The organism is Streptomyces sp. NPDC029152 (assembly GCF_055564355.1).
In genome coordinates this window covers 345,679-370,130 of sequence record NZ_JBVHWR010000008.1, presented here as the reverse complement: position 1 = coordinate 370,130, position 24,452 = coordinate 345,679, and the positions used below count along the sequence as shown (strand labels likewise).

Below are 24,452 nucleotides of genomic sequence, written 5' to 3'. Positions count from 1 at the left end.
GCAGGAAGGCCTCCCGCGCGTCACCGTCCACATCCGCGGCCATCGACTCCAGGACCGCCCGGTACATCGCCGCCAACCGGTCCACCGCGGCACGGTCGAAGTAGTGCCGTTGGGCGGTGATCACCATGAAGCCGGCCCGGGTGGAGACCCCGAGCGGGAACTCCGTGGGGCTGTCGTCGATCGTGGCCGGGTAGTCGACGAGGTCCTGGTCGACCTGCCGGAAGTTCTGGTAACTGAAGCGGACGTTGACGAGGCGTTCGGTGCCGGCGAGCTCGCGCTGCATGACGCCGAGGGGGAAGCGGCGGTGCGGCCAGACCTCGATCTCCTGGTCGAAGACCTGGCGTACCAGTTCGCGCCAGGTACGGGCGCCGCGCCGGTGCGCGAACGGCAGCGGGTTGAGGTAGACCCCGTAGACCCGTTCCGCGCCGGCCGCCTCGGGGCGGGCGTTGGTGACGAGGCCGGTGAAGAAGGCCTCTTCGGGGGTCAGCTGGCTCATCACCTTCAGGTGCGCGGCGTGCAGCACGCTCTTGATGGGCACCTTGGCCTGGCTGGCGAGGGTGCGCAGGCCGGCCTCGAGGTCGTGGTAGGGCACCCAGGAGCGGTTGAGGCCGCGGGGTGTGGTGGCGGGGTCGTCGCCGAGGCCGGAGGGGATCTCGAAGGGCGTGTGACCGTCGAGGATGCCCCGCCAGTAGGCACGGTCCTCGTCGGAGGCGAGGGACTCCAGTTCGGCGGCGACGAAGTCCGCGTACCGGACGTCGGGGGTGTCCGGGTCCGGGAGGGGCTCGCCGCCGCGCAGGGCGTGGTAGGTGGTGACGAGCTCCATCAGGAGGGAGTGGTGGCTCCATCCTTCGAGGACGGCGTGGCATTCGGTGAGGGTCAGCCACCAGGAGCCGTCGTCGCAGGCGTGGCCGGTGAAGCGGATCAGCGGGGCGCGGGTCAGGTCGAAGAGGCGGGTGCGCTCCTCGGCCATGTAGGCGCGCAGCGACCGCTCGACGGCGTCGGCGTCCAGTCCGGTGAGGTCCCGCGCTGCGACGGGTGAGGTCACGTCGGCGGCGGGGTGGACCAGTTGGAGGGGGACGGAGTAGCCCTCGACGGCGAAGGAGGAGCGGAGGATCTCGTGCCGGGCCAGGACGGTGTCGACGGTCCGCTGGAGGACCTCGGGGTCGAGGGGCCGGTCGTCGAGGATCCGGAAGCAGGTGGAGTTGTGGTAGTGGTTGCGGCCGTCGTCGGCGAGCATCTCGACGACCATGCCGAGCTGCACCTGCGCCAGCGGATAGGCGTCCACCAGGCCGTCCGGCAGCCGGTTCCGGTCCTCGTCGCCGATCAGAGCGAAGGGGGCGACGGGCGGCCGGGGGGCGGCGGGGGCGGGCCGGCCGGTGACGAAGGCGACGAGTTCGGCGGGCGTACGGTGCTCGAAGACGTCGCGGACGGTGACGTCGTACTCGCTGCCGCGAAGGGCGCCGACGAGGGCGACGGCGCGCAGTGAGTCGCCGCCCAGGTCGAAGAAGTTGTCCTCGACGCCGACGGTCTCCACACCGAGGACCTCGCGCCAGACGGCGACCATCTCCTCCTCGGCGGGCGTGCGGGGCGCGACGTGCACGGCGTCGACGCCGAGGGCGCCGCGGTCGGGGGCCGGGAGGGCGGCCTGGTCGAGCTTGCCGTTGACGGTGAGCGGGATGCGGCCGACGACGAGGAACGCGGCCGGGATCATGTAGTCGGGGAGGCTGCGGGCGAGCAGGGCGCGCAGTTCGCTGGGGGCGGCGACGGCGTCGCCGGTGGGCACGACGTAGGCGATGAGACGGCGGTCGCCGGGGGTGTCCTCGCGGGCGACGACGACGGCGTCCCGGACCCTCGGGTGCGTGGTGAGCGCGGCCTTGATCTCGCCGAGTTCGATGCGGTGGCCGCGGATCTTGACCTGGTGGTCGATGCGGCCCAGGTAGTCCAGGCTGCCGTCGGGCCGGCGGGAGGCGAGGTCGCCGCTGCGGTAGAGGCGGGTGCCGGGCGTGCCGTGGGGATCGGGTACGAAGCGCTCGGCGGTGAGGGCGGGCCGGCCCAGGTACATGAGGGCGACGCCGGGGCCGCCGACGTGGATCTCGCCGGGCACGCCGACGGGCACGAGTTCGCCGTGCGGGCCGAGCAGGTGGACCTGGAGGTCGCTCAGCGGCACGCCGACCGGGTTGCCGGTCTCGGCGGCCAGGTCGGCCTCGGTGACGCGGTGGAACGTGGTGTGCACGCAGGTCTCGGTGATGCCGTACAGGTTGGCGAGGACGGTGACGTCGAGGCCGCGGCGCTCCACCCAGGGCCGCAGCGCGGGGATGTCGAGCCGCTCGCCGCCGAACGAGACGACGCGCACGGCGAGTTCGTCGATCAGGGGGTTTCCGTCGGCGGCCAGGGCGACCAGGCCGCGGAAGGCGGACGGGGTCTGGTTGAGGACGGTGACCCGCTCGTCGGCGAGGAGGCGCAGGAAGTCCTCCGGGGAGCGGGAGACGTCCGGCGGTACGACGACGAGCCGGGCACCGTGGGTGAGGGCGCCCCAGATCTCCCACACCGACATGTCGAAGGCGTACGAGTGGAAGAGGGTCCACACGTCGTCCGCGTCGAAGCCGAAGTGTTCCTCGGTGGCGGTGAAGAGGCGCAGCACGTTGGTGTGGCTGAGGCCGACGCCCTTGGGGCGGCCGGTGGAGCCGGAGGTGTAGATCGTGTAGATCAGGTCGTCCGGGGTGACCCCGGAGTCCGGGTCGTGGCCGGGTGCGGCGGCCAGCGCGGCGGCCTCGTCCGGGTCGTCGAGGACGACGAGGCGGCCCTCGGCGGCGTCGCGCAGGTGGGCGGCGTGGCCGGTGGAGGTGACGACGAGGTCGGCGCCCGCGTCCCGGAGGGTGTAGGCGATGCGGTCGGTGGGGTGCTCGGGGTCCAGGGGCAGGTAGCCGGCGCCGGACTTGAGGACGCCGAGCAGGGCGGGCACCAGGTGCGGGCCGCGGTCGAGACCGACACCGACGAGGCGGCCGGGGCCGGCGCCGAGGGTTTGCAGGTGGTGGGCGAGGCGGTTGGCGCGGGTGTTCAGTTCGGCGTAGGTGAGGCGTTCGGTGCCGCAGACGACGGCGACGGCGTCGGGGGTGGCGGCGGCGCGTTCCTCGACGAGCTGGTGGACGCAGCGGGTGGGCGCGTCGAAGGTGTGGACCTCGGGCAGCAGGACGGCGAGGTCGGTCTCGTCCAGCATGTCCAGCCGGGACAGACGGCGGTCGGGGTCGGCGGAGGCGGAGGCCAGGAGCCGTGTCAGGTGCCGGGCCATGCGCTCGACGGTGGTCCGGTCGTAGAGGGCGGTGCTGTACTCCAGGGTGCCGGTGACGGAACCGTCGTCGGTCTCCCGCAGCTGGAGGGTGAGGTCGAAGCGGGAGACCCGGGAGGTGGCGGTCAGGGACTCGGTGTCGACGCCGGGCAGGGAGAAGCCGGTGGTGCGTTCGCGGTGCATGGTGAAGGCCACCTGGCACAGCGGGGTGCGGGACATGTCCCGCACCGGGGCCAGTTCGTCCACGAGGCGGGCGAAGGGGAACTCCTGGTGGTCGAAGGCGTCCAGGACGGTCTCCCGGGCGCCGACGAGGAGCTGCCGGAAGGTGGGGTCGCCCTGCCACCGGCCGCGCAGGACCAGGGTGTTGATGCCGTAGCCGATGAGCCCTTCCAGTTCGGGCCGGTTGCGGCCGGAGACCACGGTGCCCACGGCGATGTCGTCGCGGCCGGTGTAGCGGGAGAGCAGGCCCTGGTAGCCGGCGAGGAGGGTGTGGAAGAGGGTCGCGCCGTGCGCGGCGCCCAGGTCGCGCAGCCGGCCGGCGAGCGGCGCGGGCAGGTGGACGGGGACGGCGTCTCCGGCGTAGGAGCGGGTGGAGGGGCGCCGCCGGTCGGTGGGCACCTCCAGCGGGGTGAGACCGGCGAGGCGTTCGCGCCAGTGGTCGAGCTGCCGGTCGAGTTCTCCGGAGTCGAGACGGCGGCGCTGCCAGGCCGCGTAGTCGGCGTACTGGACCGGGAGCGGTGCCAGCGGTGAGGGCTTGTCGCGGCCGAACGCCTCGTAGAGGGAGGCCAGTTCGCCGAGGAACAGGCCGACGGACCACTCGTCGCAGGCCACGTGGTGGAAGACCACGACCAGCAGGTGGTCGTCCTCCTCGACGCGGATCAGCCGCGCCCGCAGCGGGGCTCCGTCGCCCAGGTCGAAGGGGCGGCCCGGCTCGGCCTCGGCCAGCTCGCGGGCCCGCTCCTGTCGCTCGGCGGCGGTGCCGCTGCCGGTGAGGTCGTCGACGGGCAGGTCGAAGGGGCCGGGAGGGTCGATCAGCTGGACCGGCTCGGTGCCGTCGAGCCGGTAGCGGGTGCGCAGGATCTCGTGGCGGGCCACCAGCTCCTCGAAGCCGCGGCGCAGCAGGCCGGCGGAGATCCGCCCGCGCAGCCGGAGCGCCACGGGGACGCTGTACTCCCAGCTGTCCGGGTCGAGCCTGCTGAGGAACCACATCTGCTGCTGCCCGTGGGAGAGGGCCAGCCGCCCGTCGCGGTCGACCGGGGTGACGGCGGCCCGCCGGCCGCCGCGCCCCCCGGCGAGTCTGGCTCGCACCAGTTCCTCGCGCCTGCTGTCGACCGTTCCGCTGCCGCCGACCGATCCGCTGTTGTCGACCTGTCCACCCGTGCGGACTTCGCCCGTAGTCATGCTGAGCGCCCCTCCCGACCTTCGTTCCGTACGACGTATCTCGTGTGGTGCCTGCTTGGTGCTGGTGATGTGCGGTGTGGTGCCGCCGCCGTCGGCGCGCGGGCCGTGCGGCCCGGTCAGACGCCGGACTGCTCCATGCGGCGGCGCAGGCTCGCCGGCCGCAGGTCCGTCCAGACCTCTTCGATCCGCTGGAGGCAGTCCTGCCGCGAGCCCTCGGTGCCCTCGGCGTGCCAGCCGGCCGGGAGTTCCCGGTCGGCGTCCCAGATCGAGTACTGCTCCTCGTCGTTCAGGACGACCCGGTAGGTGCGGTGGTCGGTCTGCTCGTCAGCCATGACGGTGTCCCTTCGGTGGTCGGATGCGCGCCCAGCGTCCGACGGCGACCTATACCGGGGCTCTTACCGGCTCTCTTATGGGCCCTGCGGGCCTTGCGCGCCGCCCTCGCCCGGCTTGCCGTCCGTTGCACGCCGGCACCCCGGAGACGGCACGCGGCCCGGTCCCGAGGGGGATCGGGACCGGGCCGCGTGGGTCCGGGGGCGGGGCGGGGTCGTACCCGGTGCGTCCTACTCGCGGGCTCCGACCAGCTGCACGGCACGGGCCCGCAGTGCCGCGCCGACCGGCAGGACCGTGCCGAGGAGTGCGAGCAGGGTGGAGACCACCGCCACGCCGGCGACCACCGCGTACGGCACGACGATCGGGGTGGTGCCGAAGAGCTGGAGCAGCGCTCCCCACAGTCCGGCCAGGTTGACGGCGGTGGCGGCCAGCGCCAGCACCACACCGAGCGCGGACACGAGCAGCGACTCGGCGACGAAGAACCGCAGCACCTGCCGGGGGGTGGCACCCGCGGTCCGCAGTACGGCCAGGTCGCGCCGGCGGTCCGCGGTCGCCATCAGCAGGGTGTTGAGGATGGCGATGAAGCAGAACAGCATGATGATCACCGCGGTGGAGCGTTGCCGGACCTCGGTCAGGTGCCGGGCGTAGGCGGACTCGGAGGCGACCAGTTCGTCCCGCGTCATGAAGGTGGCGCCGCTGCCGGCGACCGCCTTGCGGACGGCGGCGGTGGCCGCCTCCCGGTCGGTGCCCTCGTCCAGGGTGATGTACGCGCGGCGGGCCAGGCCGTCGCGCGCGAACAGCGCGGTGCCGGCGAACCGCGGCGGCAGGTAGGCCACGTCCTCGCCGCGCAGCGCCTCGTACACGGCGGCCACCTTCAGGCGTGCCGTGCTGCCGTCGGCCATCAGCACGGTCTGCGTGGAGCCGAGGTCCATGTGCCACAGGTCGGCGACGGCCATGCTGTTCTCGTCGAGGTCGTCCAGGGAGCCCTCGACGACCTTCAGGTCCATGGTCCGCTTCAGCGCCTCGGGGTCGACGACCAGGCCGTCGTTCTCGTCGTAGCGGTCCTCGTCCTTCCAGTAGACCGTGGTGAGCAGCGGCGCGGCGATCTTCACGCCGGGCACCTCGGCCACCCGGTCGATCACCTCGGTGCTGATGCCGGGTGTGTCGTCGGGGGCCAGGGCGTACTGGGAGACGACCCGGTTCTGCAGACCGCTGTCGCGGGCCGCGCCCAGGGAGTCGGTGGCGGCGAGCAGCGAGAAGGCCAGACCGACGGTGAGCAGTACCGGTGCGGCGGTGGCCGCGGTACGGCGGCGGGCGGTCAGGGCGCTCTCCCGGACCAGCATGGCGGTGGGGCCGGTGGCGTGGCGCCAGGGCCACATCAGCAGCCGGGTCAGCGGGCCCACGGCCAGCGGCGCGAGGACCGCGGCCGCCAGGACCGGCACCATCAGCGAGACCACGTACACCGTCGGCGAGAGCACCGTCACCGGGGATCCGGTGGCGATCCACGCGGTCCAGCCGACGCCCCCGAGCAGGGCGGCTGCGCCGAGCAGGGCGCGGCCCCGGGTGACGCCCGTGTCGTCCACGGCGGCTTCCCGCAGCGCCTCGACGGGCTGGATGGAACCGGCCCGGCGGGCGGCGGCGGCCGCACCGCCCACCGACACCAGCAGCCCCACCAGGAAGGCGGCGGCGAGCGGCACCAGCACCGTCCAGTGCAGGGAGGGGGTGACGGTGAACCAGTCCGGCGACACCCCCAGGGAGATCAGCATGTCCGCGAGGAGCTGTGCCCCGAACAGGCCGAGGACGGTGCCTGCGGCGGCGGCGAGGCCCCCCACCAGGAGGGCCTCGTTGCGGACCATCTTGCGCACCTGCCGGGGCGTGGCGCCGACCGCGCGCAGCAGGGCGACCTCCCGGCGGCGCTGGACGACCGCGAAGGCGAAGGTGGACGCCACCACGAAGACGGCGGTGGTCCCGGCGACACTCGCCATCACCGGCACCAGGGTGATCGTGTTGTCCAGGGTCTCCCGGTCCTCGGCCTCGCTGGCGTCGGCCTCGTGCCGGTCCTGGCCGGTGAGGACGTCGGCCCGGTCGCCGACGGCGGCCCGGACCGCTTCCGCCGGGCCGAGCGCCACGAGGGAGTCGATCCGGGGGGACAGCCGGGCGGCCTCCGCCTCGGAGAAGAAGACGGCGTCCTCGTAGTCGACGGGGGCGACGGTGCCGCTGACGGTGTACGCCCGCACGGTGGACGCGGTCAGCACGGTCACCCGTTCACCGGTGCGGGCCTGGTCGGAGGGGACGACGATCTGGCCGTCCCCGGCGGGGGCGACGCCGTCGGTCAGGCGGTAGCCGCCGAAACGCGCCACCGCCCACGGGTGTCCGACCTGGTCCTCGGGACCGCCGCGCAACTGTGCGTAGAAGGCGCGGTCCACGACGGTCGGGCCGGTCGCGGCGACCTGGTCGCGCAGTTCGGTGCTCAGCCCGCGGGCCGCCTGGGGGGAACGGACGCCCAGGTCGTGATGGGCCGAGTCCCAGCCGTCCGACGGCGGGCGCACCACGGCGGACGCGCCGGCGAAGCGCTCCACCGGCCGGTCGGGCAGGTCGAACGCGGTCGTCACCAGCAGCCCCATGGCCGCGACCTGCGCCACGCCGAGGACCAGCGCGACGAGGGTGCCGAGGAACGACACCCAGCGGGCCCGCAGGGTCTGGAAGGCCACCCTGATCACGAGGACACCGCCAGGTGCGTCATGCGGGCGGCGATGTCCTCGGCGGTCGGCTGGAGGAGCTCTCCGACGAGGCTGCCGTCGGCGAGGAAGAGCACCCGGTCCGCGTAGGCGGCGACGTTCGGGTCGTGCGTGACCATGACGATGGTGGTGGTCACCCGGCCGTCGGTGCCGTCGCCCCGTCCGGCCAGTGCCCTCAGCGTGGCGAGGAGTTCGCGTCCGGTCGCCATGTCGAGGGCGCCGGTCGGCTCGTCCGCGAAGAGGACGGCGGGCCGGGCGACCAGGGCACGGGCGATGGCAACCCGCTGCTGCTGTCCGCCGGACAGCTGGCTCGGCCTGCTGCCGGCCTTCTTGTCCAGGCCGACCTGGGCGAGCGCCTGCCGCACGGCGCCGCGCTGCGGCTTGCGGCCCGCGAGCCGCATCGGCAGGGCCACGTTCTGCTCGGCGGTCAGCGACGGCAGCAGGTTGAACGACTGGAAGATGAACCCGGTGGAGGCGCGGCGCAGTTCGGTGAGCCGGGTCTCGTTCAGGCCGGACGTGTCCTGCCCGTCGATGAAGACCCGGCCCGACGTGGGCCGGTCCAGCCCGGCCGCGCACTGCAGCAGGGTCGACTTGCCGGAGCCCGAGGGCCCCATGATCGCGGTGAAGCTGCCTCGTGGGAAGGACAGGCTGGTCTCCCGCAAGGCGCTCACCGCGCTGTCACCGGACCCGTACGTCTTGGTGAGCGACTCCAGCCGCACTGCGTCATCCATCGGTTCTCCGCGCTTCGTGGGTGAGGGGATCGGCCGGCGTCCCGTCCACGACGGAGGCCGGCGCGGGCACGTCCGGGGCCGGCAGCGCTGCCGGTGCCGGAGGTGTGTGCTCCGCGTCGGGAGGTTCGATGCTGTCTGCGCGGTCCTCCCGGGCCGCTCCGTCCCTGCTGAAGACGACGGCCGCGACCAGGGCCAGCACCGCCATCACCGCCGACAGCACCGTCAGGGCGACGCGGCTGCCGACCGCCTCCAGCAGGTATCCGGTACCGAGCGCGCCGAGCGAACTCGCCCCGGACACCAGGAGCATGACGACACTGCCGACCCGCCCCTGCATGTCGTTGGGGGTGATGCGCACCTGGTAAGACATGCCGGAGACCGTAACAGTGGCTCCTATAAACGACGTTATGTAGAAAAGCACCCCAAGTGCCAAGGGTTGCCGGAAAAACACCGCTGTGGGCATCACCACGGCCCAGGCGGTGTGCGCGAGGATCATGATCTGCCGCATCGGCAGCCGCCGGTTCAGCCGGCCGCCGGACAGCGCCCCGCACAGGCCGCCCATGCCGCCCGCCGCCATGATCAGACCGATGGTTCCGGCGGCGCCCCCGTCCTCCCTGATCACCACGGCGACGGTCAGGATGAGCCCCTGGAAGACCAGGTTGCTGGCCGAGATGATCAGCAGTGCCGTCCTGAAGTAGGCCCGTCCCCACACCCAGGCGAACCCGGCCGCGATCTCGGACCGCATGGGGCGTCCGGCGCGCGGCCGGCGCGGCGGCTGCCGCTCGCCCCGCAGCCGCACCAGGGTGATCAGCGACCCCAGGTAGAGCGTCACGCTGGTCAGGAACGGCACCCACGCCGACAGGCCGAACATCGCCCCGCTGGCCGGATGGCCGACGAAGTTGACGCCGCGGGAGCGGGCCTCGTTGGTGGCCATCGCCGCGCCCAGCTGCTGCGAGGGCACCACGTTGCGCACCATGGCCCGTTCCGACAGCTGGTAGAAGACGGTCATGCTGCTCTGCACGAACGCCACCAGGGCGATGTGCCACACCCACACCTGGTCCCCCAGCAGGGAGACGGCGACCGTCGCCACGGCGATCATCCGGACCACGACGCACGTCATCATGACGCGCCGCCGGTTCATCCGGTCCACCAGGACGCCCGCGGGCAGCTGCACGAGCAGCGCGGGCAGCAGCCCCGCGAACCCCACGATGCCCGCGGCGCTCTCCGACCTGGTGTGCCAGAGCACCAGCAGCGTGAAGGCCATCCCGGAGCAGCGCTCGGCCATCACCGACATCGCCGAGCCGGTCCACAGCAGCCGGAAGTCGCGGTAACTGCGCAGCGACGGCAGCCTGTGCCCGCCCTCGCCGTCGGGACGGGCTCTGCGCTTTCGGATCATGAGTGGACGGCCCGGCACCATTCGAGGACCGCCATCGCGCTGTGCAGCTTGTGCGTGGCCTGGGTGAACGCCAGGCCGGCCGGACCGTCCAGGACGTCCGCGGTGACCTCCTCGCCCCGGTGCGCGGGCAGGTCGTGCAGGAACACCGCGTCCGGGCTGGTCTCCCACAGGGCGCCGGTCACCTGGAACGGGGCGAACACCGTGCGCCAGTCCGCGGTCGGCTTGCTGGTGCCGGTGGTCTGCCAGCGGGTGGTGTACACGACGTCGAACCCGTCGGGCAGGCCCGCCATGTCGTGCTGCTCGGACACCTTCGCCCCGCTGCGCGCCGCCTGCTCGCCGGCGGTCGCGAGGATGTCGGGGGCGAGACCGTACCCGGGCGGCGTGCGCAGCTCCAGCTCGGTGCCCGGGTAGCGGGTGAGGGCCAGGGCCAGCGCCGCGGCACTGTTGTTGCCCTCGCCCACGTACAGCACCCGCAGGCCCTCGACCCGGCCGAAGTGGCAGTACAGGGTGGTGAGGTCGGTGAGCCCCTGCGTCGGGTGCTCCTCCGCGCTCATCGCGTTCACCACGGACATCGGCCCGGCCGCCGCCCAGGAGCGCATTTCGTCCGTGGCGTCCGCGGTCCTGGCCACCAGCAGGTCCAGCATGCCGGACAGCACCCGGCCGGTGTCCTCGGTGGTCTCCCCCGTGTTCAGCTGGAGGTCGCCGGGGCCGAAGGTCACCGTCTGCGCGCCGAGCCGCAGCGCCCCGCTGGTGAAGGCGGTACGGGTACGGGTCGAGGTGCGGCGGAAGTAGACGCCGACCACCTCGTCCCGCAGCGGCTTGGCGACCGCCCCCGCGGCGAACTCCGCCCCGCGGGCGACCAGCGCGTGCAGATCGTCGTCGGTCAGATCGGTCAGTGAGATGAGGTGGCGCATGCGGACGTCCTTCACTCGTTGGTCAGGAGGATTCGGCGAGCTGCGCGTCGATCTCGGCCCGGACGCGGTCCTCGATCTCCACGGCCAGCTGTGCGATGGTGGGCCGCTCGAAGACGACCCGCATCGGCAGGTCGAGGTCGAAGTCCTGCTGCAGCCGCGAGACGAGGCGCACCGCGAGGATGGAGTGCCCGCCGATCTCGAAGAAGCTGTCGTGCGCGCTGGCGTCCTTGCCGAGCAGGTCGCTCCAGATCCCGGCGATGCGTTCCTCGGTGGGGGTGCGCGGGGCGATGTAGGAGTCGGTGGCGGTCTGCTCGGGGTCGGGCAGGGCACGGCGGTCGAGCTTGCCGTTGGCGGTCAGCGGCAGCGCGTCCAGCCGCACGTAGAGGGAGGGGAGCATGTACTCCGGCAGCACGTCGGCCAGATCCGGGACCTCGCCGACGACGTAGGCGACCAGCCGCTGGTCCTGCGAGACGACCACCGCCGCGTCCGCCACCTCCGGCCGGGCGAGCAGCGCGGCCCGCACCTCACCCAGCTCGATGCGGTAACCCCGGACCTTGACCTGATCGTCGATCCGGCCCAGGAACTCCACCGCACCGTCCGACCGCCACCGCGCCAGATCCCCCGTGCGATACATCCGGCTGCCCGCCGGCCCGTACGGATCCGGCACGAACCTGTCCGCGGTGCGGCCGGGGTCGCCCACGTAGCCGCGGGCCACCCCGGCGCCGCCGACGAACAGTTCACCCACCGCACCCACCGGCACCGGCCGGAGACCACCGTCCAGCACACGCATGGTCATGTTCGGCAGCGGACGCCCGATCGGCACCACCCCGTCCACGGCTTCCACCAGCGGGAACACACACGTACCCACCGTGGCCTCGGTCGGCCCGTACTCGTTGAGGACCGCCCCGTCACCCATGACCCGGCGCCAGCGCTCCACCAACGCACCCGGCAGCGCCTCACCGGCCACCACCACCCGGCCCGCCAACGCCGCGATCTCGTCGTCCGAGAGCTGACCCGACAGCACCTCCAGATGCCCCGGCGTCATCTTCATGAAGGAGAACGGACGGGCCTCCGTCAACGCCTCCCCCAGATCGGTCAGTTCGCCGTCGTACAGCCAGGTGCGCTGCCCGGCCGCCAGCGGCGCCCACACGTTCGGCACCACCAGGTCGAACGCCACCGACGAGAACACCGGCGCACCACCCGACCCGGCCGACACCAGCTCCCGCACCGCCCAGTCCACATGATTGACCAGACTGCGATGCGAGACCTGCACACCCTTCGGCCGCCCCGTCGAACCCGACGTGAACACCGTGTACGCCACACCGTCCAGGTCCACTTCCCCAGCGGGCGACGAATCCGGGAACCCCGACAGCGCCGGATCGTCCGCCCGCACCACCGGCACCGCGAACCGGTCCGCATACGCGGCGGAAGTGACCGCCACCGTCACACCGGCATCCGCGACCATCCCCGCGACCCGACCGGACGGCAGCACCGGATCCATCGGCACATACCCCGCACCCGCACGCCACACCGCCAGCAACGCCACCACCAGATCCACCGAACGATCCAGCAACACCGCCACCGACGACTCGGCACCCACACCCGCCCCACGCAACGCATGCGCCAGACGATTCGCCCGCACATCCAACTCCGCGAACGACAACACCACACCACCCGACGCGACCGCCACCGCATCCGGCCGCCCCGCCACCTGCCGCGCGACCAGCGCCGGCACCGAAACCTCCGGCACCGCCACCGCCGAGTCGTTCCACAGGCGGAGCAGGCGGTGTTCGTGGACGGTGGTGAGGTCGATGGCGGAGAGCGGGGTGTCGGGGGCCTCGACGACGGCCTGCACGAGGCGGACGAAGTGGTCGGCCATGCGCTCCACGGTGGCGTGCTCGAAGAGCGAGGTGGCGTACTCGAAGGCGCCGGTGAGGGACCCGTCGGCGTGCCGCCAGACGAACAGGGTGAGGTCGGTCTTGGCGACCTGCCAGGCTCCCTGGAAGGCGTCCATGAGGACACCGTCGGCGGCCACCGTGGTGGCGCCCTCGTCCTGGAGGTCGAAGGCCACCTGGTAGAGCGGGGTCCGGGAGAGGTCGCGGACCGGCTGCAGTTCGTCCACCAGCCGCTCGAAGGGCAGCTCCTGGTGGGCGAAGCCGGAGAGCACGGTGTCCTTGGTCCGGTCGAGCAGCGTCGCGAAGGTGGGGTCCCCGGCCAGGTCGCAGCGCAGGACGAGGGAGTTGAGGAAGAAGCCCACGGTGTCCTGCGTCTCCGGGCGCAGCCGGCCGGTCACGGGGCTGCCGACGCCGAAGTCCTCCTGCCCGCTGTAGCGGGAGAGCAGCGCGGCGAACGCGGCGAGGAGGGCGGCGTACGGGGTGGCCCCGTGCTGACGGCCGATGCCGCTGAGGGCGTCGGCGAGGCCGGCCGGGACGGAGAACCGCACGCCCTGTCCGTGCCCGTCGCGGCGGGCGGGGCGGGGCCGGTCCGTGTGCAGCTGGAGCTCGGGCATGCCGCGCAGGGCGGCCTTCCAGTAGTCGAGTTCTCGGTCCAGGACGGCGTCGTCGGAGCGGGCCGCCTGCCAGGCGGCGTAGTCGGCGTACTGGACGGCGGGGGCGGGCAGGACCGGGGCCCGGTCCTCGTCGGCCGCAGCGCACAGTTCACGCAGCTCGCGCTCGAGGACGACCGTGGACCAGCCGTCGCTGGCGATGTGGTGGACGGTGACCAGGAGGACGGGGCCGCCGAGCGGGACCCGTACCAGCAGGGCCCGCCACAGCGGGCCGTCCGCCAGGTCGAAGCCGCGGCGGAACTGCTCGCCGAAGAGCCGCTCCAGGTCGGTCTCCCCGGCGTCCTCCACCCGGAGTTCGACGGGCTGCGCGTCGACGACGACCTGGCGGGGCTCCTCGCCCTGGAGGACGTAGCGGGTGCGCAGGGCCTCGTGGCGCTGCTCCAGGGTGTTCAGGGCGCCGCGGACCGTGCTCTCGGTGGTGCCGACGGGCAGCCGCAGGAAGAGCGGAGCCACCCATTCGGGACTGCCGGGGTGCATGCGGTCCAGGAACCAGAGGCGGTGCTGGCCGAAGGAGAGCGGCAGCGGTGCGCCGCGGTCCACCGGCACCACCTCGGGCACGGCGGGACGGGACTCCTCGATGAGGCGGGCCTGGGCCTCCACGGTGGACGCGCCGAACAGGCCGCGCAGCTGGACGTCGTCACCGGAGGCCTTGGTGAGGGCGACGGCGAGGCGGGTGAGGACCAGGGAGGAGCCGCCGAGGGCGAAGAAGTCGTCGTGCACGCCGACGTTCTCCACCTGCAGGAGCTGCTCCCACACGTCGGCGACGAGGCGTTCCGCGGGGGTGCGGGGGGCCACCCGTGCTGGTGTGTCGCCGCTCGTGACGGTCTCCGGGGACACCGGGTCGGGCAGGGCGGACCGGTCGACCTTGCCGTTGGCGGTCAGCGGGAAGGCGTCCATGGGCACGAAAAGGGCGGGGATCATCGGCTCGGGCAGCCGGCGCCGCAGGAAGCTGCGCAGCTCGTCGCGGGGGATGCGGCGCCCCGCCACCAGGTGCGCCACGAGCCGGGTGCCCCCGGCCGCGGTGTACGCCCCGACGACGGCCGACCGCACGTCGGGGTGGGCGTGCAGGGCGGCCTCCACCTCGGCCGGTTCGATGCGGACGCCGTTCACCTTGACCTGGTGGTCGACGCGGCCCAGGTAGGCGAGGCTGCCGTCGGAGCGCCAGCGGGCCAGGTCGCCGGTGCGGTACATGCGGCTGCCGTCGCCGCTGTGCGGGTCGGGCAGGAAGCGTTCGGCGGTCTGCGCCGGGCGGCCCGCGTAGCCGCGGGCGAGGCCGGTTCCCGCCGCGTACACCTCGCCGACGACGCCGATGGGCACCGGGTCGAGTTCCTCGTCCAGCACGTAGACCCGCAGCCCGTCGAGGGGCCGGCCGATGGGTACGGCCTCCGTGTGGAGTTCCGGGTCGAACTCCTGGGCGGTGACGTCGACGGAGCACTCGGTGGGGCCGTAGGTGTTCCACACCGTGGCGCCGGTCGGCTCGCTCAGCCGGCGGCACAGCTCGGCGTCGAGGGCCTCGCCGGCGGAGAACACCAGCCGCAGCCCGGCGCACCGGTTCCAGCCGGGTTCCTCAGTGAGCAGGCGCAGCACCGACGGGACGCCCTGCAGGACGGTGACGCGCTGTTCGGCGAGAGTGCGCACCAGCAGGGCCGGGTCGGACTCGGCGCCCTGCGGTGCCATCACCACGGTGCCGCCGGCGACGAGCGGCGCGAACAGCTCCAGGGCGGCGGCGTCGAAGGTGAGCACCGTCTTCTGCACCATCCGGTCGGCCGGGCCGAGGCCCTGGCGCCGTACCGTCCAGGACACCCGGTTGGTGATGCCGGCGTGCTCCACCAGCACGCCCTTGGGCCGGCCCGTGGAGCCGGAGGTGTAGGTGAGGTAGGCGGCGCCCGCCGGGTCGGCGGCGAGCGGCTCGGGGTCGGTGTCCGGCAGGGTGTCGAGGCCGGTGGCCGGGTCGTCCAGGAACAGCACCTCGCGGTCGGCCGGGTCCTCGGGGGCCGAGCCGCGCACCGCCAGGATCAGCCGGGCGCCGCTGTCGCGGACCGTCCAGGCGGTCCGCTCGGCGGGGTGGGCGGTGTCCAGCGGTACGTAGGCGGCGCCGGCCTTCCACACGCCGAGGAGCACGGCCGGCAGCTCGCGGACGCGGGGGAGGCAGACCGCGACCCGCTCCTCGGGGCCGACGCCCCGGTCCCGGAGCAGCCGGGCGACGCGGTTGGCGTGCCGGTCCAGCTGCTCGTACGTCATCGTCCCCTGTGCGTCGTCGACCGCGTTGGCGTGGGGGGTACGGACGGCTTGTCGGGCGATCAGTTCGTGCAGCGGGACAGACATCTCTTCTCCAGAGGTGTTGATCAGGTGCGGGTCTGCGGTGCGGGGTGGCCCTCGGGCTGGGCGGGCCCCGGGCCCTGTCGTCACGCTCCCGTCGTCCGCCCGGAGGCCGGGCCTCGCGGCGTCGGACGCGTGCTCCCGGCGCGCCGGACCCCTGCCCTCGTACGGGAGTGCTCGGCTCAGGGCCCGGTGCGGCGGGTGGGGCGCCCTCGCGGCGGAGCGTGCGGGGCGTCGCGGGGCAGGGGACGGCCGACGACAGGCCCTAGGGCGTACGGCCGGGCAGGAAGCCCTCGATGGAGGTGCCGATGCCCCGGGCGCGCGCCTCGTCGCGGACGAACCGGGCCAGTGCCAGGTCCAGCACGCCGAGACCGAACGGGGAGAACACCACGGGCCGGCCGTCCCGCGGCACGGGAGCGGCGGTGCCCCGCAGCAGCGCGCCGATGGACGCGTGGACGAAGTCCCGTCCCCCGGTGTGCTGTTCCGCCAGGTGCGGCGAGGTCTGTTCGCGGCACACGTGGTCCGGGTCGTCGACGACGTTGTGGCCGCCGAGGATCGCGGGCACCGTGAGGTCCCGCAGGGAGACGTGCAGCACCACGGTGCCCGGCGGGCAGGCGTCGAGCCCGGTGTACGGGGTGGCGGCGGTGGTCGCGAAGGACACCAGGTCGTGGGCGGCCAGTGCCTCGTCGAGGCTCTCGCAGTGCCGTACCCGGGCGCCGGGCAGCAGCCGGGCGTGGTCGGCGGTGAAACGGGTGGCCCGCTCCGGATCCGTGTCGTACACGGCGAGGGAGTCGAGGTGGGGGTGGACGACCGCGAGGAAGCGGAGCACCTCGCGGTTGATGACGCCGGTGCCGATGAGGGTGACACCGGTGGGCCGGCGGCCGTCGAGGAGCAGCCGGGAGGCGAGCGCGGCGGAGGCGGCGGTGCGCCGGGCGGAGATGAGGGAGCCCTCGACGAGCGCCTCGGGGTGCCCGGTCTCCAGCGAGTTCAGCAGGATCGCGGCGCTGGCCCGCTCGTGTCCGGTGGCCAGGTTGCCCGGGAAGGACGAGATCCACTTCATGCCGGCGACCTCGCCGCCCGGCGACTCGTCCCCGGCGGGCGCGCCGAGGTAGCCGGGGAGGCCGATGATGCGGTCGCGGGGGCGGTCGGGGAAGCGCAGGAAGACGGAGTGCGGCAGTACGGTGCGCCCCTCGTCGTGCCGTTCGTAGGCCTCGGCGACGAGGTCCACGATCTCCTTCTCGCGTCCGGTCAGCAGACCGGCCACCTGCCCGTGTTTGATGATCAGCATGTGCTCACCGCCAGGGAGAGTTCGGGTTCCTGCCACAGATGGGAGACCTCTCCGAAGTGGGCGCGCACCCAGTCGTCGGAGTAGATCGAGTCGAGGTACCGGTCGCCCCGGTCGGGGAAGATCAGGACCACGTTGCGGCCGGCCGGGATGCGGGCCGCGAACTTGCCGAGGGCGGCGGTGACCGCGCCGGAGGAGCCGCCCGCGAGGATGGCCTCGCGGTCGGTGAGCGCACGGCAGCCCACCACGCACTCCAGGTCGGAGACGTGCACGACCTCGTCGGCCAGCGCCGGGTCGAAGAGCGCGGGCCGTACCGCCGCGCCGTGCCCGGGCAGCAGCCGCGGGCCGGACACCCCGCCGAACAGCACGCTGCCCAGCGCGTCCACCCCCACCAGGGTGGTGGGCAGCCGGTGCTCGCGGATGTAGCGGGCGCAGCCGGTGAGGGTGCCGCCGGTGCCGGTGGAGCAGAACAGGTAGTCGACGCGGCCGTCCAGGGCGTCGGCGATCTCCCGCATGGTGCGCTCGTGAGCCAGCGGGTTGCGGGGGTTGGCGTACTGGTTGGGCCAGTACGCGCCGGGGATGGCCGCGACCAGTTCCCGCACCCGCTTGAGGCGCGTCGGCAGGTAGGCCCGCGTCTCGGGGTCGACCTCGGTGACCATGTCGACGGTGACGCCGTAGGCCCGCAGGATCGCCAGGTTCTGCTCGGTGGTCTTCGGGTCGACGACGCAGATGAAGTCGATGTCGAAGTAGCGGCAGATCTGCGCCATGCCGATGGCGAGGTTCCCGGAGCTGGACTCCACCACGGTGGACCGGCCCGGTACCAGGGCGCCGGCGCGGATGCGGCCCAGCAGCATGGAGAGCGCGGACCGGTCCTTGACGCTGCCGCCCGGGTTGAACGCCTCCAGCTTGGCGAAGACGCGGGAGCCGAGCCGGGGCAGCAGACCGGTGAGTTCCACCAGCGGCGTGTTGCCGACGCCGTCGAGGATGCCGTGGAGCACGGGCGCGGTCATGAGACGGCGCCGGGGTGGCCGCCGAGGGCCAGCAGGGCCCGCTTGTCGACGCCGTCGGTCAGCGGGACACGGCCGACGGGACGGTCCGCGTCGTCCGCGGCCGCGGTGAGGAACCGTACGTACTGGTCGAACAACCGCTCCATGGTGGGCCGTTCGAAGAGTTCCGTGTCGTAGCGGAGGGCGATGGTCAGGCCGTTGGCGTCCCGGGTGACCTCCAGCGACACGTCGCACTGGCCTTCCAGGTGGGAGATCTCCAGGTAGGTGACGGTGAGGTCGCCGACCCGCATCGGGACGCCGGCCGCGGCGACCTCCATGCCGCCGTCGAAGCGGTCGGTGGCGACCATCGTCATGGAGATCCGGTACAGCGGCCCGGCCTCCCCGGCGTCCCGCGCGACCAGCGGGAAGGGGTAGGAGGCGCGCGCGGTGGCCTGCCGGATCCGGTCCGCGGCGCCGGCGACGACCTCGCGCAGGGTGGCGTTCCTGGTGATCTCCGCGCGGACCAGCACCGGGTTGACGTAGTAGCCGACGACCTCGCGGGCCGCTGAGCGGCGGACGGACGCCGGGCAGGCGATGAGGAAGTCCCGCATGCCGGTCCACCGGTTCACCAGGGCCTGCAGCGCGCCGAGCGCCACGGCGAACTGCGAGACCTCCTGTTCGGCCGCGCTGCGCCGGATCCGTTCCGAGAGCGCGTCGGGCAGTCGGCGCACCAGGCTCGCGCCCTTGCTCGCCGGGACGGCCGGGCGAGGCCGGTCGGTGGGGAGTTCGGCGGCCTGGGAGCCGGCGCACTGCTCCCGCCAGTAGTCGGCCTGGCGGGCACCGCGCGAGGAGTCGAGCAGGGTGCGCTCGGCCGCCACGAAGTGGTCGAAGTCGGTGGCCGGCGGCTCCAGCCGGGGGGCCTTGCCCGCGACCAGGTCGGCGTAGGCGGTGAGCAGGTCGCGCCAGAGCAGCCACTGGGAGAGGGCGTCGGTGGCGATGTGGTGGGTGACGACGAGCAGCACGGCGTCGGGGCCGCGGCGCAGCAGCATGGCGCGCATCGGGCCCTCGTCGGTGAGGCGGAACGGCGCGGCGACCTCCGCGTCCACCGCCCGGCGCAGTTCCTCGTCGTCGGCGCCGGGCACCTCACGGACCGTGAGGCGGCCCGTCTCTCCGGGGGGCAGGACGCGGCGCCGCGGGCCGGCCTCGGTGTCCGCGTACACCGAGCGGAGCATGGGGTGCCGCTCGGTGACCGCGTCGACCGCCCGCGCCAGGATCTCGGGGTCGGGCGCCGGCTCCATGCGGACACCCCCCGCGAGGTGGTAGGTGGAGCTGTCGGGGGCCAGGCTGTGGAGGAGCCACAGTCCCTCCTGGCCCACCGAGAGGGGCAGCGCCCCGTTCCCGGGATCCGTGTGGTCCATGGGTCAGACTCCCGCCTTGTGCGTCATGAGGAAGTCCGCGACGTCACTGACCCGCAGCAGGTCGCCGACCTTCTCGTCGGGCACCGACAGACCGAAGTTTTTTTCCACGGCTGCCAGCAGGTCGATGCGGGTCAGGGAGTCCATGCCGATCTCCTCGAAGCTGGAGTCGGCGGTGACCTCGGCCTCCAGGTCGGGGGCGGTGCGCAGGGTGAGGTTGATGATCTCGACGATCATTTCGTCTCTGGTCATGGTCGTTCCCGTTTCTGTGAGAGGTGCCGGTGAGAAGCGGCGGTGAGGAGTGCCGGTGAGAAGCGGCGGTGAGGGGTGTCGCGGTGCGGGCGAGGCCCGTGTCAGGGCATGTCGACGACCTGGCCGGCGTAGGTCAGGCCGGCGCCGAAGCCGAGCAGCAGGACCTTGTCGCCGGGGGTCGCCCGGCCGCTCTCCTTGAGGCGGTTGAGCGCCAGCGGTACGGAGGCCGCGGAGGTGTTGCCGGTGTCGACGACGTCGTTGACGACGCGGTCCTGCGGCAGCCCCAGGTTGTCCGTCAGGGTGCGGATGATCCGGTTGTTGGCCTGGTGCGGCACGAACCAGGCGATGTCCTCGAGGGTGACGCCGGCGGCGGCGCACGCCCGCAGGGCCACGTCCGGCATGGTGGCCGTCGACCACTTGTAGACCAGGGGGCCGTTCATGGTGACGTACTCGCGGCCGTCGGACTTCTCCGTGATGCCGAGCACCTCGTGCCGCGCGCCGTCGCTGCCCCACACCGCCGGGCCGATGCCGGCCGTCTCGGAGCGGGAGACCACGGCGGCGCCGGCGCCGTCACCGAAGATGACGAAGGTGTCCGGGTCGTTCGGGTCGATCCACTCGCTGGTCCGCTCGGCGCCGATGACCAGCGCGTGCCGTGCCTCGCCGAGCCGCACCGCGTTGGAGGCCATGGCCAGGGAGTAGGTGAAGCCGGCGCAGACCGCGTTCAGGTCGTAGGCACCGGAGTTCGGCAGGCCGATCCGGCTGGCGACCTCGGGCGCCACGCCGGGCATGCGGACGCGGCGGGTGGCGCTGGCCACGATCGTCAGGTCCACCTCGGCCGGGTCGATGTCGGCCGCGACCACGGCCTTCTCGCCGGCCGCCGTCGCCATCGCGGCGATGGTCTCCTCCTCGTCCGCGTGGTGGCGGGTCTTGATGCCGGTGCGGCTCTCGATCCACTCCGGGGAGACCGTGGTCCGCTGCGACAGCTCCTCGTTGCCGACCAGGCGGGCCGGCCGGTAGACCGCGAGGGCGGCTATGCGTGATCCGTGTGTGGTGAGCATCTCTCTTCCCAACTGCGCGTTCGAGTCCCGCGCGTCGGCGGGTCAGACTTCGGACGGCTCTGCCATGGCCACGGCGATCCGCCGGGGCCCGGTGAACGGCTCGCGCGCGTGCGCGGCCAGCATGTTGTCGACGATCAGGACGTCGTCGCGCTGCCAGTCGAAGCGGACGGACGCCGCCCGGTAGCAGCCGCGCAGGTGGTCCAGCACGTCGTCGGGAATGACCCCGCCGTCGCCGTAGAAGGTGTGCGTGGGCAGGTCCTCGTCGTCGAAGATCGCGCGCAGTCCGGCGCCGACCTCCTCGGGCAGGGTGCTGGCGTGGAAGAACGTGACGTGGTTGAACCAGACCCGCTCTCCACTGACCGGGTGCCGGTGCACCGCGTCGCGGACCGCGGTGGTGCGCAGTCCTCCGTCGGGCCGCCACTCGGCCCGGATGCGCCGCTGAGCGCAGTACGCGACCACGGCGTCCCGGTCCGACGTGTTGAAGGCCTCCTGCCAGGGCACCCCGAAACCGGCGTGGAAGTTGCGCACCACCTGCCAGCCGCGGGCCTCGAACTCGGCCCGCACCTGCGGGTCGACGGCGGCGAGCACCCGGCGGATGTCGGCGAGCGGCGTCGCGCCCTGCGTGGTGGGCGGCTCCACGCAGTAGAAGTACAGCGTGCGGGGCCACACCGCCTGGTAGGAGTTCTCGTTGTGCAGGAAGATCTCCTCGGCGGGCGGGTAGTCCGTCGACGTGTAGACCTGGCCCTTGATGGTGGAGCGGGGCGACGAGCGTTCGGCGTAGGCCAGCGGGGGCGTGCCGGAGAAGGCGCGGACGGTCTGGTCGAAGCCGTCGACGCCGCCCACGTCGAAGCCCCGCAGCAGCAGCGCACCGCGCCGCGCGAGTAGGGCGCGCAGCTCGGCACGGTGCTCGGTCAGGTAGGCGTGGATGCCGGTGCCGGGGGCGTCCGGCCGGCACAGGCCGGGCACGGTTCCGTTCCCCATCCAGCCGGCGGGTGTCTCTTCCGAGGTGATGGTCATGGTCAACTCGCTTGGTCGTCGCGGCGTTCGGGGTCCGGGGAGGCGGGTTCGGGGACCTGGTGCGGTCAGTCGGACATCGCCACGAGCACCCGCCGGTCCCCGGTGTAGGGGCGACGGCCGTGCGCCAGCAGGACGTTGTCGATGAGCAGCAGGTCGCCGGCGTGCCAGTCGACGTCGACCGCGGCGTCCAGGCCCCGGTCGCGGATCTGGAGCACGTACTCGGCGGGGATGGGGCCGCCGTCCGCGAAGGTCACCGACTGCGGCAGCTCGTCCTCGGAGAGGATCTGCGCGAGTTCCTTCGCGGTGTCGTCGCCGAGGCCGGCCGGATGCCACTGGTCGGCCTGGTTGAACCACACCTCGGTACCGGTCACCGGGTGGACGGTGGTGGCGGGCCGCAGCGACTCGACGCGCAGGCTGCCGTCGCGCCGCCAGGTCCACTCGGCGCCGGCCCCCTTGAGGAACGCCTCCACCTCGCCCCGGTCGGACGTCTCGAAGGTGTCCTGCCAGCTCTTGCCCAGGCCGTAGCCGTCGTGCAGGTTCTGCACGTAGCGCACCCCGCCCGCGAAGGCGTCCCGCACCTCCGGGTCCAGCGAGGCCAGCCAGAGCGCCGCGTCGAGCACGGGGGTGGCACCGCCGCCGCCGGGGGTGATCTGGCAGAAGAACGCCAGCCGGGACGGCCAGGCGTGGGCGTAACTCATCTCGTTGTGCATCGAGATGGTGTACTCCTGCGGGTACTCCGTCGAGGTGTAGACGTTGCCCCCGACCTTGGTGCGCGGCGAGTTGCCGTGCACGTAGGCCAGCCGGTTCGGCAGCAGCCGGTCCAGCACCGGGTCCAGGGTGTCCGGGGTGATGCCGAACCCGCGGAACACCAGGGCCTTCTCGCGGGTCAGCGCCCCGGTCAGGCCCCCTTCCAGGGTGTCCACGCGCCGCAGCAGTTCCTCGGCGCCACCGCCCTCGGCCGCCTCGATCTCCGTCGGTGCCCAGGCCGCGGTACTCGCCATGTCACCTCTCCTTTCGCTGTCGTCTTGGTGCCGTGTGTACGGATGCCGGCGTCGCCGTGTGCACGGGGCGTCGGCTCAGGCCGGCCGGGCCACCGGGAGCCGCGCCAGCCGCTCGGTGACGTCCGCGGTCAACTCGGCCTCCCGGGGCGCGAGGTAGAAGTGGTCGCCGGGGAAGGAGCGCAGGGTGAAGTCGCCCTCGGTCAGCTCCGCCCAGGCCTCGACTCCCGGCCGTGAGACGCCCGGGTCGCGGTCCCCCAGGTACGCGACCACCGGTGCCCGCAGCACCGCCGGCCGCGGCCTGGCGTACGTCTCGATCAGCCGGTAGTCCGCCCGCAGCACCGGCAGCAGCAGCTCCCGCAGCTCCGGTACGGCGTACGCGTCGCCGCCGAGGGTGCCGAGCCGGGTCACGCCCGCCACCAGCACGTCGTCCGCCGCCCGGTGCAGCGCGGTGGATCCGGTGCGGTGCGGCGCGGGCCGTCCGGAGAGCAGCAGCAGGGCCGCGCCGGGGCCGTCGGCCGCGGGGCTCTCCAGCCGTACCGCGACCTCGTAGGCCACCGCCGCTCCCATGCTGTGGCCGAAGAGGGCCAGTGGGAGGTCGCGTTCGGGCTCGAGCGCCCCGGTGATCCGGTCGGCCAGTTCGTCCATCGACTCCACGCACGGCTCGTCCATCCGCTCCTGGCGGCCCGGGTAGCGCACCGCGAGGAGTTCGACGTCCGCGGGCAGCCGGGACGCCCAGCCGTGGAAGAGCCGGGCGTTGCCGCCGGCGTGCGGGAAGCACACCAGCCGCACGCGCGGGGCCACCGGGCCCCGGTAGCGGCGGAACCAGATCTCCTGCCCGGTCACAGCGCCATGCCGCCGTCGATCCGCACCACCTGGCCGGTGATGTACGCGGCCTGCGGCGAGACCAGGTAGGAGACCAGGGCGGCGACCTCGTCGGGGGTGCCGAAGCGGGCCAGCGGAATCCGGCCGATGGCGTCCTTGGCGACCGACTCGGGCACCCCGGCGACCATCTCGGTGTCGATGAAGCCGGGGGCGACCGCGTTCGCCCGCACCCCGTACCGGCCGAACTCCTTCGCCAGCGCCTGGGTCAGGCCGATGATGCCGGCCTTCGACGCCGAGTAGTTGGTCTGCCCCGCGTTGCCGACGACGCCGGCCACCGAGGACAGCGTCACCACGGTGCCCTCCCGGCGGCGGATCATCGACCGCACCACGGACCGCAGCAGGTTGTACGTCCCGTCGAGGTTGGTGCGCAGCACGGCGTCCCACTCGTCGTCCTGCATCAGCGCCAGCGGACGGTCCCGGGTGATGCCCGCGGACGTCACCACCGCCGACACGGGGCCGAGCTCCGACTCGACGTCGGCGACGAAGGCCCGCACCCCGACCCGGTCGGCCACGTCCACCCGGCGGGTCAGTACGCGGCGGCCGGCGGCCAGGATCTCCTTGGCGACCTGCTCCGCCGCGCTCTCGTCGGACCGGTAGCAGATCGCGACGTCGAAACCGTCGTGCGCGAGCCGGGTGGCGACCGCTCGCCCGATCCCTCGCGACCCCCCGGTCACCAGAGCCACCTGAGTTGCTTGCTCCGACATCTCTCCCCCATCCGTTCGGATGCGTCGAGCGTGTGTTCGCGGGCTATATCTGGCCTATACGGCACCCTGCATCCGGCCCCCGCGCACGCCCCGCGCACGCCGCCCACCGCGCCGACGCGCTCTCCCCACGGGTGCGGCGCCGGTGCCCGCCGTCCCGCAGGTCGTCGCCGTCCG

16 protein-coding genes are annotated in these 24,452 nt (G+C 73.2%); all 16 read right to left on the bottom strand.

The features are described from left to right. A partial coding sequence (locus tag ACZ4V6_RS19930) for an amino acid adenylation domain-containing protein (RefSeq protein WP_467828961.1) occupies positions 1 to 4,687 on the bottom strand: 4,687 nt, incomplete at its 3' end. 116 nt (positions 4,688 to 4,803) lie between these two features. Beyond that, positions 4,804 to 5,019 carry an MbtH family protein gene (locus ACZ4V6_RS19925; RefSeq protein WP_467828959.1) on the bottom strand — a complete coding sequence of 72 codons (216 nt, stop codon included), beginning with the start codon at positions 5,017 to 5,019 and terminating at the stop codon, positions 4,804 to 4,806. A 228-nt stretch (positions 5,020 to 5,247) separates the two neighbouring features. Then, positions 5,248 to 7,737 (bottom strand): ABC transporter permease, encoded by a 2,490-nt coding sequence (locus tag ACZ4V6_RS19920; protein ID WP_467828957.1) that lies wholly within the window; start codon positions 7,735 to 7,737, stop codon positions 5,248 to 5,250. Then, positions 7,734 to 8,486 carry an ABC transporter ATP-binding protein gene (locus ACZ4V6_RS19915; RefSeq protein WP_467828954.1) on the bottom strand — a complete coding sequence of 251 codons (753 nt, stop codon included), beginning with the start codon at positions 8,484 to 8,486 and terminating at the stop codon, positions 7,734 to 7,736. Before ACZ4V6_RS19915 ends, ACZ4V6_RS19920 begins: the two co-directional genes overlap by 4 nt. After that, positions 8,479 to 9,879 (bottom strand): MFS transporter, encoded by a 1,401-nt coding sequence (locus ACZ4V6_RS19910; RefSeq protein WP_467828951.1) that lies wholly within the window; start codon positions 9,877 to 9,879, stop codon positions 8,479 to 8,481. Before ACZ4V6_RS19910 ends, ACZ4V6_RS19915 begins: the two co-directional genes overlap by 8 nt. Next, the gene (locus ACZ4V6_RS19905) at positions 9,876 to 10,793 is read right to left on the bottom strand and encodes an ornithine carbamoyltransferase (protein WP_467828948.1); all 918 of its coding nucleotides are present in this window, start codon (positions 10,791 to 10,793) and stop codon (positions 9,876 to 9,878) included. Before ACZ4V6_RS19905 ends, ACZ4V6_RS19910 begins: the two co-directional genes overlap by 4 nt. 22 nt (positions 10,794 to 10,815) lie before the next feature. Beyond that, positions 10,816 to 15,684, bottom strand: a complete 4,869-nt coding sequence (locus ACZ4V6_RS19900) for an amino acid adenylation domain-containing protein (RefSeq protein ID WP_467828946.1) — start codon at positions 15,682 to 15,684, stop codon at positions 10,816 to 10,818. 259 nt (positions 15,685 to 15,943) lie between these two features. Further along, entirely contained in the window at positions 15,944 to 16,966 is a 1,023-nt protein-coding gene (sbnB, locus tag ACZ4V6_RS19895; protein WP_467828944.1) for a 2,3-diaminopropionate biosynthesis protein SbnB, read from the bottom strand. Beyond that, complete coding sequence (sbnA, locus tag ACZ4V6_RS19890) at positions 16,960 to 17,973, bottom strand: 2,3-diaminopropionate biosynthesis protein SbnA (protein WP_467828941.1); 1,014 nt, start codon at positions 17,971 to 17,973, stop codon at positions 16,960 to 16,962. Before sbnA ends, sbnB begins: the two co-directional genes overlap by 7 nt. Next, entirely contained in the window at positions 17,970 to 19,367 is a 1,398-nt protein-coding gene (locus ACZ4V6_RS19885) for a condensation domain-containing protein (RefSeq protein ID WP_467828939.1), read from the bottom strand. Before ACZ4V6_RS19885 ends, sbnA begins: the two co-directional genes overlap by 4 nt. Before the next feature lie 3 nt (positions 19,368 to 19,370). Then, positions 19,371 to 19,601 (bottom strand): acyl carrier protein, encoded by a 231-nt coding sequence (locus tag ACZ4V6_RS19880; RefSeq protein ID WP_467828937.1) that lies wholly within the window; start codon positions 19,599 to 19,601, stop codon positions 19,371 to 19,373. A gap of 116 nt (positions 19,602 to 19,717) precedes the next feature. Next, positions 19,718 to 20,674 (bottom strand): beta-ketoacyl-ACP synthase III, encoded by a 957-nt coding sequence (locus ACZ4V6_RS19875; RefSeq protein WP_467828935.1) that lies wholly within the window; start codon positions 20,672 to 20,674, stop codon positions 19,718 to 19,720. A 42-nt stretch (positions 20,675 to 20,716) separates the two neighbouring features. Next, positions 20,717 to 21,691, bottom strand: a complete 975-nt coding sequence (locus ACZ4V6_RS19870; protein WP_467828932.1) for a TauD/TfdA family dioxygenase — start codon at positions 21,689 to 21,691, stop codon at positions 20,717 to 20,719. A 65-nt stretch (positions 21,692 to 21,756) separates the two neighbouring features. Beyond that, on the bottom strand, positions 21,757 to 22,692 hold the full coding sequence (locus ACZ4V6_RS19865; RefSeq protein WP_467828929.1) for a TauD/TfdA family dioxygenase: 936 nt from the start codon (positions 22,690 to 22,692) through the stop codon (positions 21,757 to 21,759). Between the two features lie 75 nt (positions 22,693 to 22,767). Continuing rightward, a complete protein-coding gene (locus ACZ4V6_RS19860) occupies positions 22,768 to 23,535 on the bottom strand; it encodes a thioesterase II family protein (protein ID WP_467828927.1) in 768 nt (255 codons plus the stop codon). Further along, a complete protein-coding gene (fabG, locus tag ACZ4V6_RS19855; RefSeq protein WP_467828925.1) occupies positions 23,532 to 24,278 on the bottom strand; it encodes a 3-oxoacyl-[acyl-carrier-protein] reductase in 747 nt (248 codons plus the stop codon). Before fabG ends, ACZ4V6_RS19860 begins: the two co-directional genes overlap by 4 nt. Positions 24,279 to 24,452 lie beyond the last annotated feature (174 nt).

What these genes read in the sequence shown, in the direction of transcription:
- ACZ4V6_RS19925 (WP_467828959.1), bottom strand. Translation starts at nt 5,019, where the DNA reads ATGGCTGACGAGCAGACCGACCACCGCACCTACCGGGTCGTCCTGAAC.
- ACZ4V6_RS19915 (WP_467828954.1), bottom strand. Translation starts at nt 8,486, where the DNA reads ATGGATGACGCAGTGCGGCTGGAGTCGCTCACCAAGACGTACGGGTCC.
- ACZ4V6_RS19910 (WP_467828951.1), bottom strand. Translation starts at nt 9,879, where the DNA reads ATGATCCGAAAGCGCAGAGCCCGTCCCGACGGCGAGGGCGGGCACAGG.
- ACZ4V6_RS19905 (WP_467828948.1), bottom strand. Translation starts at nt 10,793, where the DNA reads ATGCGCCACCTCATCTCACTGACCGATCTGACCGACGACGATCTGCAC.
- ACZ4V6_RS19900 (WP_467828946.1), bottom strand. Translation starts at nt 15,684, where the DNA reads ATGTCTGTCCCGCTGCACGAACTGATCGCCCGACAAGCCGTCCGTACC.
- sbnB (WP_467828944.1), bottom strand. Translation starts at nt 16,966, where the DNA reads ATGCTGATCATCAAACACGGGCAGGTGGCCGGTCTGCTGACCGGACGC.
- sbnA (WP_467828941.1), bottom strand. Translation starts at nt 17,973, where the DNA reads ATGACCGCGCCCGTGCTCCACGGCATCCTCGACGGCGTCGGCAACACG.
- ACZ4V6_RS19885 (WP_467828939.1), bottom strand. Translation starts at nt 19,367, where the DNA reads ATGGACCACACGGATCCCGGGAACGGGGCGCTGCCCCTCTCGGTGGGC.
- ACZ4V6_RS19880 (WP_467828937.1), bottom strand. Translation starts at nt 19,601, where the DNA reads ATGATCGTCGAGATCATCAACCTCACCCTGCGCACCGCCCCCGACCTG.
- ACZ4V6_RS19875 (WP_467828935.1), bottom strand. Translation starts at nt 20,674, where the DNA reads ATGCTCACCACACACGGATCACGCATAGCCGCCCTCGCGGTCTACCGG.
- ACZ4V6_RS19870 (WP_467828932.1), bottom strand. Translation starts at nt 21,691, where the DNA reads ATGACCATCACCTCGGAAGAGACACCCGCCGGCTGGATGGGGAACGGA.
- ACZ4V6_RS19865 (WP_467828929.1), bottom strand. Translation starts at nt 22,692, where the DNA reads ATGGCGAGTACCGCGGCCTGGGCACCGACGGAGATCGAGGCGGCCGAG.
- fabG (WP_467828925.1), bottom strand. Translation starts at nt 24,278, where the DNA reads ATGTCGGAGCAAGCAACTCAGGTGGCTCTGGTGACCGGGGGGTCGCGA.